This window comes from Cardiobacterium sp. Marseille-Q4385 (assembly GCF_916618745.1).
In the GTDB taxonomy this organism is placed as follows: Bacteria; Pseudomonadota; Gammaproteobacteria; order Cardiobacteriales; family Cardiobacteriaceae; genus Cardiobacterium.
In genome coordinates this window covers 585,661-603,060 of record NZ_OU745373.1, presented here as the reverse complement: position 1 = coordinate 603,060, position 17,400 = coordinate 585,661, and the positions used below count along the sequence as shown (strand labels likewise).

Sequence of the window (17,400 nt, the reverse complement as noted above, 5' to 3'; positions counted from 1 at the left end):
ACGGCGGGGTTTTTTATCGGTGGCATTCAGTTCAGTCTTCGCCGATGATATCCGGCTCAATGGCGAGGCTCAGACCGTAGCGGGCGTGAACGTCCGCCTGGATGCGGGCGGCGAAGGCAAGAATTTCCGCTGCGGTACCGCCGTGGTTGGTGAGGACCAGGGCGTGTTTGTCGCTGATACCGACTTTGCCGTCGCGCAGGCCTTTGTAGCCGCTTTGTTCGATGCACCAGGCAGCGGGGATTTTCACGCGGCCATCCGCCGTTGGGTAGTGCGGGATGTCAGGGTAGCGCTGTTGCAGATTGCTGAAAGTGGCACGGTCGGTAATGGGGTTGTGGAAGAAGCTGCCCGCGTTGGGCTCGGTTTTGGGGTCGGGCAGGCGGGTGGCACGCAGGCGGCAGATGGCGGTGTAGGCGTCCTGAGCGTTGTGGATGGTTGCTGCCTGTTCGCGAAGGCCGGGGTAGGCGGTGTCCGGCTGACCGCGTTTGGCAAGGCGCAGGGTGATGGCGCTGATGATGTAGCGTCTGCGCCAGTGTTGTTTGTAGTGGCTTTGCCGGTAGGCGAAGCCGCAGGCAGCGGCGGGGATGTCTTCGCTTTGCCCGGTGTCGCGGTTGTAGGCGTGGATGATGTGGACGGCATCGGCGATTTCGCGGCCATAGGCGCCGATGTTCTGCACGGGCGCGGCACCGACGCTGCCGGGAATGGCGGCAAGGTTTTCGATGCCGTACCAGTTTTGCGCTGCTGTCCAAGCGACGAGGTCGTCCCAGCGTTCGCCGGCGGCTACGCGCAGGTAGAGATGTTCTGGGTCTTCGCCGGTGATTTGCCGCCCGGTGTAACGCGGGCAGAGCAGGCGTTCGCGTACTTCCGTGCGGAAGATGATGTTGCTGCCGCCGCCGAGGATGCGGTCGCCGGGTGCGGTAATGCGCCATTCGTCGGGGTGGTCGATGTGGATGAGTTCGCGCGCGGTGGCGAGGCAGGCGAGGGTGTGGCGCGGGGCAAGGTCGGCGTGGTATTCGGTTTGCATGGTCTGAAACGGGTTAGTCGTCGCGGTTTCCAGCGGCGTATGGGGCATTGGGGCAGATGTCGAGGACGAGGCGGCTGGGTTCGAGCAGGCTGTCTTCGTGGCGGCAGCGCCAGGGTTCACCGTTGCTGCCGGTGAGGGTGTGGCCGTCGGCAATGATGTCACCGTGTTCGAGGAGGTAGATGGCGGTGTTGTAGAGCTGTTGGGCGACGGCATCGGGTTCGAGGTCGCGGTAGTGGCATTGCAGATCGGGGACGCCAAAGACGCTGAGGCCGCGTGTGTCCATGATGCTGTCACCGGGATGGTTGCTGATGGTGTAGTAACGGACGTTGATGAGGCCGTAGTAAGGCTGTTCATCACCTGCGTCCAGCCAGCTTTGCGGGTGGTAGTAACGGTTGGTGGCTAGCGGGCGCACGGCTTGCGGCGCGGTGAGTTCGATGAGGACACGGCTGATGCTGCGGATGATGTGCAGGCGCTGGTTGGGGTCAAGCAGGCGGCCGAGGAATTCGTTGATGATGAGGCGGTATGGGCATTGCGGGACGATGTCGGCGGCCTCCATCCAACCCCAGCTTTGTTGCAGGGCGTCGGCATCAGGTGCTTCAGCCGGAGCGGCAAGCAGGGTGATCATGGTTGGCGCTCCCGGTCGGTCGGCGTAGTCGCAGCGGTAGTCGTGCAGGGCGAACATTGGGGTGTCGCCATCGCCGATGGCTTCGACGTGGCCGAGGTAGGCGGCAAGGCGGGTTTGCCAGGCGGCGGGGTCAATAGGCGGTGGCGCGGTGTAGTAGCCTTCGAGGAAGTAGAGTTCGGGTTGCAGACGGGGTTCGTGGGCGAGGGTCATGAGGTGTTTCCGGGTTCTTTTTGTTTGCGCTTGGCGCTGTATGTCCACCACGCTAAGGCTTCGCTGCCGTGCATGTAATCGACGACGGATTGCAGGATGTCGTGGACGCAGGGGTCGTGGTGGATACCATCGAGGGCGCAGAGGGTGTGGTAGAGGGTATCGGCGTTTTTGCCGATGAGGTCTTTGGGATGGTGGATGCCTAGGCGGCGTAGGTCTGCGGCACTGGCCGGGCCGATGTTGGGCAGGTCGGTGAGTTGGTGCAGGTGGTCGCGGCGGACTTTGGCGGGGTGCATGGACGGTAGTGGATGCAAGCGATGGTGGGGCAAAGCCCACCATCGTGGTCAGTCGATGCCGAGTTTTTTGAGTTTGTAGCGCATGGCGCGGAAGCTGATGCCGAGTTTTTCGGCGGCTTTGGTCTTGTTGTAGTTGCAGTCTTCGAGGGCTTTGAGCAGCAGGTTTTTTTCCATGGTCTGCATGTAGTCTTCGAGGTCGTCCGGCAGTTGGGCGGCGCTGCGTGTCGGCGGGGGGTAAGTGGCCGCTTCTTGCGGGTAGGGTGCGCTGTCTTCGTCGCGGCTGTGTTGATGGGGGTAGTGGGGTGGCGGCGTGTAGGCAGGCTGTTGCGGCGGATAGGGGTAGGGCTGCGGCGGCGGTTGGTAGGCGTGGACGGGTTGCGGCGCGGTGGCGGGTTCGTTGTGCGCGGGCAGGCGGTTTTCGTTCACGTGGATGTCTTCAGCTTCGATCATGTTGCCTTCGACGAAGGTGAGCGCGCGTTCGAGGATGTTTTCGAGTTCGCGCACGTTGCCGGGGAAGTCGTAGTTCTCCAGTTTGCGCAGGGCTTTGGGGGTAAGCTGGGCTTGGGGGTAGCCGGAGTCGCGCGCGAGTTTGGCAAGCAAATGGCGCGAGAGGATGGCGATGTCGCCGTCGCGTTCGCGCAGGGGCGGCATGGTGAGTTCGATGACGTTTAAGCGGTAGTAAAGGTCTTCGCGGAATTTGCCTTCGCTGACGCGCTTGGCGAGGTCGTGGTGGGTGGCTGAGATGATGCGCACGTCCACAGCTTCTTCGCGGTCGCCGCCGATGGGGCGCACGGCGCGTTCCTGGATGGCGCGCAGGAGTTTGACTTGCATGGATAGAGGCAGGTCGGCGACTTCGTCAAGGAAGAGGGTTCCGCCGTTGGCAGCGACGAAAAGGCCGTCCTGATCTTGGTTGGCACCGGTGAAGGCGCCTTTTTTGTAGCCGAAGAATTCGCTTTCGACGAGGTTTTCCGGGATGGCGCCGCAGTTGACGGCGATGAAGGCACCTTCGCCACGGTTGCTCTGATGGTGGATGGAGCGGGCCGCAACTTCTTTCCCGGTGCCGGATTCGCCGTGGATGAAGACGGGGGCCTGGGAACGGGCGACGCGGGCGATCATGTCGCGTACGCGCTGCATGATGTCAGCGTCGCCGATAAGTTCGACTTTATTGGTGGAGCGGCCGCCACCGGTGGTAGCGGTCGGTTTGGTGTTACCCGCGCCGCCGTCCGTGCCGGGGTTTTCTTTGAGGGCGGCTTTGCAGATGCTGCGTAGTTGTTTGAGGTCAAAGGGTTTGTTGACGAAGTCAAAGGCGCCGAGTTTGAGGGCGCGGATGGCGGTGTCCATGTTGCCATGTGCGGTGATCATGCACACAGGCAGGCCGGGATAGTGTTTCTGGATGTGGGCAAGGAGGTCGAGGCCGTCACCGTCGGGGAGTTTGATGTCGGAGATGACGAAGTTGAACTGCTCTTCTTTCAGAGCCTTGATGGCGGCCTTGACGCTGTAGGCGCTGGTGCAGGTGATGTCCTGTCCCATGAGGCTCATTTCTATGAGTTCGCAGATGTCGCGTTCGTCGTCGATGATGAGGGCTTTGGTCATGGTTGTGGGTTCCGGTTGGGTGTCTGGGTAATTTAGGGTTCGGCCGCGCGGTTGTCCCGCTCGGCGGTGTTCAGGTGTAGTCGTCCTCGTTGTTGTCACTCGCGAGGTAGCGTTCCATGGTCAGGCGGAAGCAGGCGCCGCTTTCCCGACGCACGTAAACGATTTGTGCCTGGTTTGCCACGCACATTTCGCGCACGAGGTAGAGGCCAAGGCCGGTGCCGTGCCGTTTGCTGAAGAAGGGTTCGAAGATGCGTTCTTCGTCTTCGGCGGCGACGCCGCAACCGTTGTCCTGGATGTCGATGTAGAGGAAGCGGCCAACGTCGCCCAAGCGGGTGCGCACGGTGATTTCCACGTTGTCCCGCCGTGCGTGTTTGGCCGCATTCAGCATGAGGTTGTGCAGGATTTGTTCGAGGTGGCCGATGTCGAAGAAGACGGCGTAGTCCTGCGTCGCGGCAATGTCGGCGAGGATGGTAGTCGCGCCGGTTTCGTTGTTGGTCTGTGCTTCCTGGATGATGCGTTGCAGGAAGGGGTTTAAGCGGATGAGCTGGGTATTGCGCGGTTTGTCGGAAAAGAGGTTCAGGATGTCGCTGATGATGGTGTTCATCCGCTGGGTGTTGTTTCTGATTTTGCCGGTGAGGAAGTGGATTTTCGGATCGTCGCTCATTTCTTCCAGGAGATCGGCGGCACTTTGCACGGAACTGAGCGGGTTCCTGATTTCGTGGGCAATCCCGGCGGTCAAGCGCCCCAGCGAGGCAAGGCGGGTTTCGCGCACGCGCTGGTAGCTTTCGTCAATACTTTCCAGCATGAGCAGGGTGAGCTGCATGTCTTCGTCGCTGCGCAGGGCATTGAAGCTGAGGCTGTAGCTGCCTTTGCCAATGTCGATGGTGCGGCTGTCGTTGTAGCGCATGTGTTGCCAGCGGCCGAAGCGCCGCGCCATTTCTGGCAATAGTTCACCGAGGGTGCGCGGCACTTTGCCCTGTTCGCTGAGGCCGAAGATGGTACGTGCCTGGCGGTTCAGGGTGAGGATGGCGCTGTCGCCGCTGACGACGATAAGGCCGTTTTGCATATCCTCAATGATGGAGTCGTTCATTTTGCGCAGTTGCCGGGTGTAGCTGCGGTTGAGTTCGGCGTTGATGCGGTTGTCACGCCCCTGGGTGGAGAGGTAACTGACGAGGACAGCGAGGAAAGCGGTGCCGAAAGCAATCAGCGCCGGTTCATGGTAGAGGTGGGTATTTTGGCCGAGGGCGGTGGCGATGGTGTTCAAGCGGTCGTAGGCATTGAGCGCCCTGAGCTGTTGCCAGGGGATTTGCGGCAGGATAAGCAGGCAGCCGCCGACGCCGGTCCAAAGGAGGATGATGCTGATGCCGTAGAAGATGCTTTGCCGCAGGGTCAGGGTGAGGGCGGAGAGGAGGACGGTGCTGAGGATAGTCATCATCAGCAGGCTGGTATTGCTGAATGCGCCCAGCTGGATGATGAGAGCGGCCATCAGCAGGAGATCAAACAGGGCGTTACTGAGCAACAGCCCGTCGCTTACGGGGTCATGCAGGGACACGAACCAGTGCACGCCGAGGACGGTGATGTAGATGAGAACAAGCAGCACAAACCAGCTGGTGCCGCCGAAGCCGATACCGTGCAGCGGTGAACGCGCTGCCTGATCGCTCAAAATAAAGCCAAGCATGAAAAGGAGCGCCGTGACGATGCGCACAACATTGAAAACGCGCAGCATGGCGGCGCGATAGTGCATGCTTTCCTCGCCGGTAATCTTGATGATGCGGCCGGGGTCGTGGAGCGGGATTTGCAGGTCTTCGTTCTTTTTCAGGGCAAGCATGGGGAAAAGCGGGTTCAGCGGGATAAATCACCATAGCGCGACTGGGCGCGGGCGATGGCGACGGTGGCGGCAGTATCGGCGCGCAGGATACGCGGGCCAAGATGTTGGATGAACCAGCCGGCAGACTGGGCTGATGCGACCTCATCTGGCGTAAAACCGCCTTCGGGGCCAATCAGCAGACTGAGGCGGTCGGCAGAGGTGGGGGCATCGGCGGTTGGGGCATGATGCGGGGAAAAAATCCAGCGCAGACCATCGGCAGCATTCAGCACCGCAGCAAGCGGCGTGATCTCATCCAGCGCCGGCAGCACCGCCCGCCCGCACTGCATGGCGCTGGCGACAATAACACCTTGCCAGTGCGCCAGCTTCTTGTCGCGCCGCTCGCCCGCTGGTAGTGCCTCGCTGCGCGCGGCGGCGACGGGGACAATGCGGCTGATGCCGAGCTCGACAGCCTTCTGCATCACACGATCCATGGCCTCGCCTTTAAGCAGGGCAGCAAACAACGTGAGATGCAGCGGTGATTCATTGCCCGGATTCTCCTGACCGAGGATGCGGACACGGGTCGCGCGGCGGTCGCAGAAACAAATCTCGCCGGCATAATCAAAACCGTCGCCATTGAAGAGCGTCAGCGCGTCGCCTGCGGCCAAACGCAGGACACGGGCAACATGACGATGCGCATTATCGTCCAGCTCAATCTCCATTCCGGCATGAAGAACCAGCGCCGAAAACACCCGAATTTCCCGCATACAGCTTCCGTTGAGGATGAAAAATATCCGTGATTTAATGACTTATCCATTTTACCCCCACTGACAAAAATTGACACCACATGAAAATTACCAGTTGGAACGTGAACTCGCTGAACGTGCGCTTGCCGCACGTCCTGCAATACCTCAAAGAAGCCGCGCCGGACGTGCTCGGCCTGCAAGAACTCAAACAAACCACTGACGCCGTGAACAGCGAAGCCCTCGCCCAGGCGGGCTATCACAGCGCCATCTTTGGCCAAAAAACCTACAACGGCGTCGCCCTGCTCGCGCGTGAACCGCTCACGGACGTCGTCTGTGGCATCCCCGGTTTTGCCGACGAACAGGCGCGGGCGATTGCGGCGACCGTTGGCGACGTGCGCGTCCTCAACCTCTACGTCCCAAACGGCAAAGCGGTCGGCGACGAAAAATACCACTACAAACTGCGCTGGCTGGACGCCGTTACCGCCTACATCGACGACCTCAAACGCGCACACGACAAAACCATCATCATCGGCGACTTCAACATCACCCCGGCTGACCTCGACGTACACGACCCGGACGCCTGGCGCGACAAAATCCTCTGCTCGGCATCGGAAAGACAGGCGCTTGCCGACATCCTCGCCCTCGGCTACCGCGACGCCTACCGCAACCTGCACCCCGACACCGTGCAATACAGCTGGTGGGACTACCGCATGGGCGGCCTGCGCCGCAACATCGGCATGCGCATCGACCTGACCCTGTGCAGCGACAACCTCGCCCTGCATGATGCCGGCATCGACACCGAACCACGCTACTGGGAACGCCCTTCCGACCACGCCCCGGCGTGGGTAGCTATCAAACCCTGAAACCAAGAAAACAACATGACCATCCTCCAATACCTCTTTAGCGTTTACGTCAGCGCTCTCGGCACTATCCTGGGAACTCCGCAAGTCGAACCTGATCCGGCACTGATTGCGCAGCTCGAACAAGAACGCCCCGCTGCTGTCGGCAAAAACGGCGCGGATGCCCTTTATGCCATTCCCCAAGCCCCGACAGGCGAACTTACCCTATTTTGCAATGTCGACCAGGCCGACTGCCTTGACGCTGCGCGGCAAAACCTCATCGCCTACCACGCAGCCGCCCAACAGCACAAAAAAGCTTGGCAGGTGCAAGAAAAAGCCATCGCTGCCCTGCGGCAATACGACCATTTCCGCTACACCACAACCCTCGAAGGCCCGCTACCGCCCTATAACCGGATTTTCCGGCAGCGCATCCTCGCCGCTTACCGCTTTGCCGATGGCGAAAAAACAGCTGCCATCGAAAGCCTCTGCACCACGACGGCAGTGGGTTTGCACCTCCTCAACAACGACCAAAATGGCCTGTTCACCAGCGCGATAGCAGCAAGGCTGATTGGAGCAAACACGACCATGCTGGCAGAAATGCTGGCCGAAAGCCCGGTCGACACCCATCTGCCCGCCATCTGCGATGAAATCAAAGTACAACCTGCGGAAAACCTGTCCCTGTGCGCGTACCTGGCGGCAGAATGGGAGTATCAATCCGCAGAACTGGACAAATCCTTGCAAGAAATCCTTGACGGCTTAAAAGATATGGAAGAAGAAGCGCGGCAAAACGGCGTTACAACCCCCGCGCCCCGGAAAGCCTTCACCAGTATGTTCAAGCAGGCACAAGCCTATGTCGTGCATGAATCTACTCGTTTTTGCAGCGCCGAAAACAAAGCTGCCGTCGCGCGTGGCGAACTGCCCGATCTCAATCCCGATCCCAATGCCAGAGCGCAATATTGCAGCCCGTATAATTTTCTCTGCATCGCTTGGGCACAGGATTACACTCCCTTCCAAGCGCGGCTGCTCAACGTCAACCGCTACCTCACCGCGCTCGACTACCTGCGCCATCCCACAGACACCCCACCCGCGGGCTATCACATCGAAAACAATACCCTAACCTTCACCCGCTACCCGATACGCAGAAACGAAGAAGGGATGCAAACCGTCACCCTGCCGCTGCCCGGCAGCCGGTATAACAACCCAAAAGCACAATAACTGACTAAAACAGAAGGGAAAAACATGACTCCGTTCATTGCCAATGTGCTACTCAGTGCACTCAGCACTATCGCAACCACTCCGCAAGTCGAACCCGATCCGGCACTGATCGCGCAACTCGAACAAGAACGCCCTGCTACCGTCGGCAAAAACGGCGCAGATGCCCTTTTTGCCCTGCCCAAGGTTCCTACGGTACCGGTACTTCAATGTCAGACAGACAGTACCGATTGTCTTGCTAAAGCGAGGCAGAACCTCGCTACCTACCACAAAGAAGCCAAACAACACCAAAAAGCCTGGCAGAAACAGGAAAACGCCATTGCTGCTCTGCTGCAATATGGACACTTCCGCTACCTTGCCAATTTGGATGCACCGCCTTACGGGCGCATGATTAGCGAACGCTTCCGTGCTACTTACCGCTTTGTGGATGGAGAAAAAGAAGCGGCGATGCAAAGCGTTTGCACCGATGCCGCACTCGGGTTGCACTTTATCAACACCGCACACAGCCAAATATTGGATGGCATCATCGGAGCATCCATGATCGGTCGAGACGTGCCCCTGCTTGCTGAAATGCTGGCGGAAAGCCCGGCAGGCACCCGTCTGCCCGCTGCCTGCGACGAAGTCAAAGTGCAGCCTGCGGAAAACCTGTCCCTGTGTCCGCGTATGTACGGCGAATGGCGCGGCATGTCTGAACGGTTACAGAATGCCCTGCAAGAAGAGGAGTTGAAGAAAAACGACGAAAAACTCTACAAAGAATCCGGCATAGATCCCTCAACCCACATCATCGCTGCTAGTTTTCGGCAACAAACCCTCGCCTACGCCTTGCATAAAGTCGCGCGTGCCTGTACAGCGGAGGCTAAAGCTGCCGTCGCACGTGGCGAGTTGCCCGACCTTAGCGCGAGCATTGAGGCCAAAGCGCAATATTGCAGCCCATACAACGGCATCTGCATCGCCATAGAAGGGTTGGACTACACCCGCTACCAAGCGCGCCTGCTCAACGTCAACCGCTACCTTACCGCGCTGGACTACCTACGCCACCCCACGGATCCCCCACCGGCAGGCTATCACATCGAAAACAACACCCTGACCTTCACCCGCTACCCTGATCACGAAGACGAAGAAGGGATGCAAACCGTCACCCTGCCGCTGCCCGGCAGTCGGCAGAACAGCACGGCAACGGCGCAATAAATGCCGGAACAAAAAATCATGAAAAAACGCTTGCCCCAAACTTAAAAAACACTATAATGCGCGCCTTCACATAGCGGGTGCTTAGCTCAATTGGTAGAGCATCGCCCTTACAAGGCGAGGGTTATAGGTTCGAGTCCTATAGTACCCACCAATACGCGGAGTGGTAGTTCAGTTGGTTAGAATACCTGCCTGTCACGCAGGGGGTCGCGGGTTCGAGTCCCGTCCATTCCGCCATCTTTTTCTTTTTTAATTTTGTTTATCCATAGCCACGCGGAGTGGTAGTTCAGTTGGTTAGAATACCTGCCTGTCACGCAGGGGGTCGCGGGTTCGAGTCCCGTCCATTCCGCCAAGCATCGCATTCATGATAGCTACCGTAACGGTAGTTTTTTTATGCCCGGATTTTATAGTCGTTGCAAATAGGCATGGGAAAAGTGGCGAGCCGAAGAACGTTCAGATAGTACGGCGAGGCGAGCCAATACCGTATCAGTTCTATTTGAAATGACTATATGCGCAGCCCTTCCCCGTGAAAGATAGTTGAATAGATAAAAAAGCATAACAAGGCGCGCCGCCGCAGACAGTACAGGTAGTACGGTGGGCCCCATAAAAATCGTGTAGCGATTTTTATGGGGCCCGGTCAGGTGGCGCAACACCGCTACGATTTTTTAGATGTTTAACTATATAAAGATCATGGGGGAGGGCTGCGTCTCGTTGTCGATACTCGTCTGAAATTTTCTACACGGCTACTGATTTCCGCATGGTTATATCGGCCCCAGAAATTAAGCTGGGAAGGCGGCGTACCGCAGACATTACACGTTACGGCGCAGGTTTCTCTACAAAAATCGCTGCATGTTTCTTGTGGATGCCCGGTTGGCTGCACCAACACTCCCAGATTATTTCCCAAGATTGGTATTACAACGTTTTCCGCCGGAACAGCATGATACCCAGGCCCAGCGGGGCGGCGATCCACAACAGCAGAGTGGTAAGCAGTACGCCGCTGGCGATACCGTTTTGTGCGCCAAGGCCGCTTGCCACGTTACCGCTCAGGTTGTAGAGGCGGTAGGTGTCGGTGGGATTAGCGAGCAGAAGCGCGTTCAAGATATTGGCGCTGATGTGCTGGCCTTTGTCGGCAATAAGTGCGCCGAGCAGGGCGAAGTCATAGAGCAACACGAAGAAGAGCCACACGCCGATGGCCATGCCTGCGGCGCTGCCGCGCTGTTTAGCCAGCGCTGAGAGGACGTAACCGATAGCAAGGAAGACAGCGCCGAGCAGCAGGGTGGTGACCGTCATTTTGATAAAAGGTTGCCACACCGCCCAGCTGAAGCCAGTTTTTTTGTGCAGCAGGGCGACAGCCAGCCCCGCGATGCTGTAACCGATGGCGATAGCGATAGCGAGGATGGTGCTTTGGCCGAGGAATTTGCCGATAACGATATGCCAGCGCGCCAGCGGGTAGGTGAGGACGAGTGCCATGGTGCCGCGCTCGATTTCGCCGATGATGGCGTCGTAGGAAAGGAGCAGGGCGATGAGCGGGATGAGGTAGATGTTCAGTGTGGCGAGGCTGACCACGGTGATGGCAAGCGGGCTGGCTTTGGTTTCGCCCGCCGGGGCGCTGCCGAGGAAGGCAAGCGTCAAGGCAAAGGCGGCGAGTAGCAGGGCGATAGCCAGCACCCAACGGTTACGCAGGCCATCTTTGATTTCTTTGCGGGCGAGGGTGAGGAGTGTTTTCATGGGTTTCCTTGGTCTGTTTCGGCGGCAGGTGTGTTTTCTTCGCGGCGCAGGAAGTGGGCGTAGAGGTCATCCAGTGCGGGCGGGAGGATGTCGATGTTTGTCGGCTGTCCCGCTTGCCACAGTTCACCGAGACGCGCGACTTTGTCCGCTTCGCTGCTGGCGCAGATCCAACCGTCGCCTTCTGGTTGCCACGGTGCGGGCAGGTTGATGGCATCGGCAAACCAGGCGCGCAGGCGCGTCGGCAGGCCAGCGTCGCGGCGTAGGGCGTGCAGGTCGCCATCGGCGGTTTTCACGCCGCTTTTCATGATGACGATACGGTCGGCCTGGTCGGCAAGTTCGGCAAGGGCATGCGAGGAAAGGAGGATAGCGGTGCCTTGTGCGCGCAGTTCGTCGAGGATGCGGTAGAAATCGGCCCGTGAGGCGGGGTCAAGGCCGGTAGTCGGTTCGTCCAGCAGCAGGATTTTCGGCTGACCGAGCAGGGCTTGCGCGAGGGCGAGGCGCTGCCGCATCCCCTTGGAATAGGTGCCGACGCGTTTTTTCGCCGCCTCGATAATGCCGACGCGGGTGAGCAGTTCGCGGTTGCGCTCGTGGCTGACGTGTTTGAGGTCGGCGAAGAAAACCAGCGTTTCAAAGCCTGTCATGTTTGGATAAAGGGCGACGGTTTCCGGCAGGTAGCCGATAAGCTGCCGCGCGGCGAGGCTGGTTGCGCTGTGGCCGTTGATGCTGATGTTGCCGCTTGTCGGCGTGAGCAGGCCGAGCAGCATTTTCATCAGGGTAGATTTGCCGGCCCCGTTATGTCCGGCGAGGGCGATCATTTCGCCGGCGTTGATGTGGATGTCCACCTTGTTTACGGCGGTGAAGTTGCCGAAGGTTTTGCTGAGTTGGCTGGCAGTGAGGAGTGCGCTCATGCGGGTTCCTTTTGAGTTTTTATGCAGATTTTGCCTGTTTTAGGGCTCACGGGCTTTATTGACACCACTGCGATTCGCAGGGGATGCCGTCGTGGTCGCCATCCATTTCGACGCCGGGGCAGTATTTCAGATAGTTTTTGGCCTCGGCGCATGAGGTCATCTGCGAACAGTATTTTCTGCCGTCGCAGGTGAAGTTTGCCGGAGCGGATGTTTCGTGGGCAACTAGCGGAGCCGAATGGTTGTCTTGCCGCCAAGCTCGGTATGAGCGGTAGGCGAAGGCAGCGACGATGATAAAGCAGACGGTGACGAAGAGGAGCTTTAGATTACTGGATGGTGTGTGCTGCCGGGGGCGCGATGGTCTGGGTGGGGCAGGGCGGTCAAGATAGCGAATGTTTTTTGCTTCTTTACGTCCTTTGGCGTTATCGATAAGGGTGAAGTTGACGCGCTCGCCTGTTTGTGGACGCGGGGCGCGCTGTGCAAAAAAGGAAATGTGCGCGAAGATTTCTGCGGTAGAGGATTCTTCGCGGATGAAGCCAAAACCGCGCTCGTCGTTCCAGCGGATGATGGTGCCTTGGTAGGTCATGGGTTTTCTCTTGGTGTATTTAGTGGTTTACGCAGGCGCGGCATCTCTCGGTGACAGGTAAAGAAATTCCCCCTGCCGGGCGGCAGGGGGAAGCAGGACGGATGCCGCTCAACCGCGCAGGGCAGCGAGGATAGCGTCCACGGTTGCTTTGGCGTCGCCGAAGCACATATAGCTGTTTTCGTTGAAGAACAGCGGGTTTTGCACGCCGGCATAGCCGGTATTCATCGAGCGTTTGAAGACGATGACGTTGGCCGCTTTCCACACTTCGAGCACGGGCATACCGGCGATCGGACTGTGCGGGTCGGTTTGCGCAGCGGGGTTGACGGTGTCGTTCGCGCCGATGACGAGGACGACGTCGGTATCTGGGAAGTCGTCGTTGATTTCGTCCATTTCCAGCACGATGTCGTAAGGCACTTTCGCTTCGGCGAGTAGCACGTTCATGTGCCCCGGCAGGCGGCCTGCGACGGGGTGGATGCCGAAGCGCACGTTCACGCCCTGTTTGCGCAGCAGTTCGGTGATTTCCGCCACCGGATATTGCGCTTGTGCGACGGCCATGCCGTAGCCGGGGGTGATGATGACGCTGTGCGCGTTTTTCAGCATATCAGCGACATCTGCCGGTTGCAGTTCGCGGTATTCACCGACTTCACCGCTATCTGCCGCTGCCGAGCCGTCAGTGCCGAAGCCGCCGGCGATGACGGAGATGAAGGAGCGGTTCATCGCTTTACACATGATGTAGGAGAGGATGGCACCGCTGGAGCCGACCAGCGCGCCGGTGACGATGAGCAGGTCGTTCGAGAGCATGAAGCCCGCCGCTGCTGCCGCCCAGCCGGAGTAGGAGTTCAGCATGGAGACGACCACCGGCATGTCCGCACCGCCGATGGAGGCGACGAGGTGCCAGCCGAAGGCAAAGGCGATGAGGGTCATGGCGGCGAGGGCGAAGATCATGATCCCCTGGCTGCTGACCGGGCGCACCAGCGCGGCGACAGGTTGGCCGTCCACCATGCGGTAGAGGGTTTCGGTCGCAGGCGCGTGGCTGCTGCTCAGGAAGACGAAGAGCAGGATGAGCGAGACGACGAGGGCGGCGAGGTTCAGCTTGTGTTTGTGCGGCAGTTGCAGCGGTTTGCTGCTGATTTTGCCGTTCAGCTTGCCGAAGGCAACGAGCGAACCGGTGAAGGTGACGGCGCCGATGAAGATGCCGACGAAAACCTCGATGAGGTGGATGGTGTGCATATCCGGTGCGACTTCACCCGGGGCGGCGAAGCTGCTGATGCCAACCAGCACGGCAGCGAGGCCGACGAAGCTGTGCAGCAGCGCGATGAGTTCCGGCATTTGCGTCATTTCGACTTTGCGCGCTTTCTGGATGCCGATGGCGGCGCCGATGAGCATGGCGACGATGATGTAGCTGAAGCCTTTGGTGCCGTCGGCATAGATGGTGGCGATGAGCGCGATGGCCATGCCGATGATGCCGAAGACGTTGCCGTTTTTCGCGCTTTCCTGACGGGACAGACCCGCGAGCGAGAAGATGAAGAAGATGGCGGCGACGATGTAGGCCGCTGTGACGAGTCCGTGGGACATTTGTTGTACCTCGATGTTGGGTGTTGAGCCGTTCTGAAACAGCGTTTATGCCTTCATGAAGCCATCAATTTTGGCATCAATATCGGCACAGGCTTTTTGTACTGCTGCTTCCAGCCCGATAATTTGTTGCTGTGTACCTTCGGCACGGACGACATCCACGTCAGCAAAGCCCAGAAAACCGCCAAGCAGGGTTTTCAGATAAGGGACACTATGTTCCATAGATGCCATTGGTCCGCTGCTGTACACACTGCCACTGCCTTGCAAGATCAGCGCCTTATGTGTACCCATCAGACCGTGTGGATTGCCGTTTTCATCGTATTTGAAGGTTTCACCAGGGATGACGATATTATCCAGCCAGTCTTTCAAGCGGGCAGGAATACTGAAGTTGTAAAACGGATAGGCGAGCACCAAGCGTGGCGCAGATTTAAGCTGGGCTACAGTTGCGCTCAAGCGAGCCAATGACGCGCTTTGCTCAGCCGTAGGTTGCTGCTGATTCATGGCAGCAGCAAATCCGTCAAGAGCGGTTTTGTTAAGCGGCTGAATGTCAGTTTCTGCCAAATTGACGACTTCTGCGCTGCCTACGGGCAGTTTGTCGAGCAGGTGTTTTACTACACGGTTGGTCGCAGATGTGGCGGAATGCGGGTCGGGGTGTGCATTGATAATCAGGACTTTCATGTATTTTCCCTTTATTTTCAGCCTTTACGGAACATGTTGAGCATACGGCGGGTGACGTAGAAGCCGCCGAAGATGTTGATGCTGGCAATCAGCACCGCGATGAACGCGAGTGTTGAGACGAAGCCGTTGCCCTGGCCAATTTGCAGCAGCGCGCCGACGACGATGATGCCGGAGATGGCGTTGGTGACCGACATCAGCGGGGTGTGCAGCGAGTGGCTGACGTTCCAGACGACGTAGTAACCGATGACGCAGGCGAGGACGAAGACAATGAAGTGGTTGAGGAAGGCGGCAGGCGCGACGGCACCCACCCAGAGGATCAGCGCGGCACCGATGACGGCGGGCGCGAGTTTCTTCCAGAACGGCGTCGGTTTCGCTTCTTCCTGCACCGGTGCGGCAGCTTTCGCTTGCTGCGGCGCGGCCGAAACCTGAATCGGCGGCGGTGGGAAGGTGATGCTGCCGTCTTTGCTGACGGTCATGTTGCGGATGATGACGTCGTCAAAGTCGAGGGTGATTTCGCCGTCCTTGTTCGGTGAGAGCAATTTGGCGAGGTTGACGAGGTTGGTGGCGTAAAGCTGTGAAGACTGGCCGGCGAGACGGTTTGCCATATCGGTGAAGCCGATGACTTTCACACCATTATCGGTGATGAACAGCTCGCCCGGCTTGGTGACCTCGCAGTTGCCGCCGGTTGCGGCTGCCAAATCAACGATGACCGAACCCGGCTTCATGCTGGCGACCATCTCTTTCGTAATCAATTTCGGCGCGGGTTTGCCCGGAATGGCGGCAGTGGTGATGATGATGTCCACTTCCTTCGCCTGCTCGGTAAAGAGCTTCATCTCGGCGGCGATGAACTCGTCGCTCATCACCTTGGCGTAGCCATCGCCGCTGCCGCCGGATTCCTGCGGGAAATCGAGTTTCAGGAACTTGCCGCCCATGGATTCAATCTGCTCGGCGACTTCCAGACGCGTATCAAACGCCTTGACGATTGCGCCCAGCGAATTGGCCGTGCCAATCGCGGCGAGACCGGCGACACCTGCACCGATAATCAACACCTGTGCGGGCGGGACCTTACCGGCGGCGGTAATTTGCCCGGTGAAGAAACGGCCAAACGCATTCGCCGCCTCAATCACGGCGCGATAACCGCTGATATTGGCCATTGAAGAAAGCGCGTCCAGCGCCTGCGCGCGGGAAATACGCGGCACCATATCCATGGCCAGCACATTGACCTTCTTGTCAGCCAGCTTCTTCACCAAATCAGGATTTTGCGCCGGCCAAAGGAAACTCACCAGTGTCTGCCCGGCGGACAAGCGGGAAACTTCCGCATCCGAGGGCGCGTTGACCTTATAAATCAGCGGGCACTGCCATACCTCGGCAGCATCAGCCAGCGACGCCCCGGCAGCGGCATACGCCTCATCGGCCAAAGATGCCCCGGCGCCCGCGCCACGCTCGACCACCACGGCAAAACCCAGTTTCTGCAACTGCGTAACCGTCGCGGGCGTACAAGCGACGCGGGTTTCACCGGCGAGAGATTCCTTCGGAATACCAATATTCATCAACTCATCCTCACTAAAACAAAAAACAAAGAACCGGCTTAAAGCCGGGCGAATATCATACCAACAATATAGTCGCCCCAAATAGGACCGATACGGTGTTGGCTCGCCTTGTCGTACTATTCTGTACTGCCTTCGGCTCGCCGCCTTGTCTCAGCCCTATTTGAAACGACTATACCGCAGAAGCGGGCGGCAGCGCGTACAATGCCGCGCAGCCAAAAACGCACAGGAACGCTCATGCAACACCCCGACAACCTCATCTGGATCGACCTCGAAATGACCGGGCTCGACAGCCAGCACGACCACATCCTCGAAATCGCCACCCTCATCACCGACGCCGAACTGAACACCCTCGCCGAAGGCCCCGTCATCGCCATCCACCAGCCGGACAGCATCCTCGACCACCTTGACGACTGGAACCGCACACACCACGGCGCCAGCGGCCTACTTGACCGCTGCCGCGCGAGCACCATCGACACCGCCGCCGCCGAAGCGCAAACACTCGCCTTCATCCGGGAATACGTCCCGCCGCAAACATCACCGCTCTGCGGCAACAGCATCTGCCAGGACCGCCGCTTCATGGCGCGCCTCATGCCGACCCTCGAACACTACTTCCATTACCGCAACCTCGACGTCTCCACCCTGAAAGAACTCGTGCGCCGCTGGTATCCCGCTCACACCTACCCGAAAAAAGGCAGCCACGAAGCCCTTGCCGACATCCGCGAATCCATCGCCGAACTGCGCCACTACCGCGCGCACATCTTCAAACCGCGCGACGATAAACAAAACCAAACCAAAAACGGAAAACAATAAGAAAAACCCGCCAACAAGCAGCGGCATAATAGCCACCCACCCT

At 58.9% G+C, this 17,400-nt stretch carries 16 protein-coding genes and 3 tRNA genes; 7 read left to right on the top strand and 12 right to left on the bottom strand.

Annotated elements, in window-relative coordinates; all coding sequences use genetic code 11:
- Positions 1 to 31: 31 nt before the first annotated feature.
- From murB to LG374_RS02925, 6 genes are all read right to left on the bottom strand, one after another.
- Positions 32 to 1,069, bottom strand: coding sequence for a UDP-N-acetylmuramate dehydrogenase (gene murB, locus LG374_RS02950; protein WP_225756316.1), 1,038 nt, complete (start codon positions 1,067 to 1,069; stop codon positions 32 to 34).
- Entirely contained in the window at positions 1,035 to 1,856 is an 822-nt protein-coding gene (locus LG374_RS02945; protein WP_225756315.1) for a DUF4261 domain-containing protein, read from the bottom strand. Before LG374_RS02945 ends, murB begins: the two co-directional genes overlap by 35 nt.
- Positions 1,853 to 2,149, bottom strand: coding sequence for a helix-hairpin-helix domain-containing protein (locus LG374_RS02940; RefSeq protein ID WP_225756314.1), 297 nt, complete (start codon positions 2,147 to 2,149; stop codon positions 1,853 to 1,855). The genes LG374_RS02945 and LG374_RS02940 overlap by 4 nt, the downstream gene beginning before the upstream one ends.
- Positions 2,150 to 2,197: 48 nt before the next feature.
- Positions 2,198 to 3,742 (bottom strand): sigma-54 dependent transcriptional regulator, encoded by a 1,545-nt coding sequence (locus LG374_RS02935; RefSeq protein WP_225756313.1) that lies wholly within the window; start codon positions 3,740 to 3,742, stop codon positions 2,198 to 2,200.
- 70 nt (positions 3,743 to 3,812) lie between these two features.
- Positions 3,813 to 5,570: a PAS domain-containing sensor histidine kinase gene (locus tag LG374_RS02930; RefSeq protein ID WP_225756312.1), complete on the bottom strand. Its 1,758-nt coding sequence runs from the start codon at positions 5,568 to 5,570 to the stop codon at positions 3,813 to 3,815.
- A gap of 14 nt (positions 5,571 to 5,584) precedes the next feature.
- Complete coding sequence (locus LG374_RS02925) at positions 5,585 to 6,313, bottom strand: 16S rRNA (uracil(1498)-N(3))-methyltransferase (RefSeq protein WP_225756311.1); 729 nt, start codon at positions 6,311 to 6,313, stop codon at positions 5,585 to 5,587.
- A gap of 80 nt (positions 6,314 to 6,393) precedes the next feature.
- Here LG374_RS02925 and xth point away from each other — a divergent pair, with 80 nt between their 5' ends.
- The 6 genes from xth (at position 6,394) to LG374_RS02895 (ending at position 9,880) form a co-directional block, all read left to right on the top strand.
- Positions 6,394 to 7,155, top strand: a complete 762-nt coding sequence (gene xth / locus LG374_RS02920; protein WP_225756310.1) for an exodeoxyribonuclease III — start codon at positions 6,394 to 6,396, stop codon at positions 7,153 to 7,155.
- Positions 7,156 to 7,170: 15 nt separating this feature from the next.
- Complete coding sequence (locus LG374_RS02915) at positions 7,171 to 8,346, top strand: hypothetical protein (RefSeq protein WP_225756309.1); 1,176 nt, start codon at positions 7,171 to 7,173, stop codon at positions 8,344 to 8,346.
- 24 nt (positions 8,347 to 8,370) lie between these two features.
- Positions 8,371 to 9,531 carry a hypothetical protein gene (locus LG374_RS02910; protein WP_225756308.1) on the top strand — a complete coding sequence of 387 codons (1,161 nt, stop codon included), beginning with the start codon at positions 8,371 to 8,373 and terminating at the stop codon, positions 9,529 to 9,531.
- A 75-nt stretch (positions 9,532 to 9,606) separates the two neighbouring features.
- Positions 9,607 to 9,682: transfer RNA gene (locus tag LG374_RS02905), tRNA-Val, on the top strand.
- A gap of 6 nt (positions 9,683 to 9,688) precedes the next feature.
- Positions 9,689 to 9,765, top strand: a tRNA-Asp gene (locus LG374_RS02900).
- A 38-nt stretch (positions 9,766 to 9,803) separates the two neighbouring features.
- Positions 9,804 to 9,880 (top strand) — tRNA-Asp (locus LG374_RS02895).
- Between the two features lie 560 nt (positions 9,881 to 10,440).
- On the opposite strand, the gene LG374_RS02890 is transcribed toward LG374_RS02895, so the two are convergent.
- The 6 genes from LG374_RS02890 to LG374_RS02865 all read right to left on the bottom strand — a co-directional run bounded on the left by LG374_RS02890 (position 10,441) and on the right by LG374_RS02865 (position 16,547).
- A complete protein-coding gene (locus LG374_RS02890; RefSeq protein WP_225756307.1) occupies positions 10,441 to 11,256 on the bottom strand; it encodes an ABC transporter permease subunit in 816 nt (271 codons plus the stop codon).
- Complete coding sequence (locus tag LG374_RS02885; protein WP_225756306.1) at positions 11,253 to 12,164, bottom strand: ABC transporter ATP-binding protein; 912 nt, start codon at positions 12,162 to 12,164, stop codon at positions 11,253 to 11,255. The genes LG374_RS02890 and LG374_RS02885 overlap by 4 nt, the downstream gene beginning before the upstream one ends.
- A 55-nt stretch (positions 12,165 to 12,219) precedes the next feature.
- Positions 12,220 to 12,747, bottom strand: a complete 528-nt coding sequence (locus LG374_RS02880) for a cold shock domain-containing protein (protein ID WP_225756305.1) — start codon at positions 12,745 to 12,747, stop codon at positions 12,220 to 12,222.
- Between the two features lie 108 nt (positions 12,748 to 12,855).
- Positions 12,856 to 14,322: an NAD(P)(+) transhydrogenase (Re/Si-specific) subunit beta gene (locus LG374_RS02875; protein ID WP_225756304.1), complete on the bottom strand. Its 1,467-nt coding sequence runs from the start codon at positions 14,320 to 14,322 to the stop codon at positions 12,856 to 12,858.
- Positions 14,323 to 14,367: 45 nt separating this feature from the next.
- A complete protein-coding gene (locus LG374_RS02870; protein ID WP_225756303.1) occupies positions 14,368 to 14,997 on the bottom strand; it encodes an FMN-dependent NADH-azoreductase in 630 nt (209 codons plus the stop codon).
- Positions 14,998 to 15,014: 17 nt separating this feature from the next.
- Positions 15,015 to 16,547, bottom strand: a complete 1,533-nt coding sequence (locus tag LG374_RS02865) for a Re/Si-specific NAD(P)(+) transhydrogenase subunit alpha (RefSeq protein WP_225756302.1) — start codon at positions 16,545 to 16,547, stop codon at positions 15,015 to 15,017.
- A gap of 234 nt (positions 16,548 to 16,781) precedes the next feature.
- Here LG374_RS02865 and orn point away from each other — a divergent pair, with 234 nt between their 5' ends.
- Positions 16,782 to 17,357 carry an oligoribonuclease gene (orn, locus tag LG374_RS02860; protein ID WP_225756301.1) on the top strand — a complete coding sequence of 192 codons (576 nt, stop codon included), beginning with the start codon at positions 16,782 to 16,784 and terminating at the stop codon, positions 17,355 to 17,357.
- Positions 17,358 to 17,400: the final 43 nt, after the last annotated feature.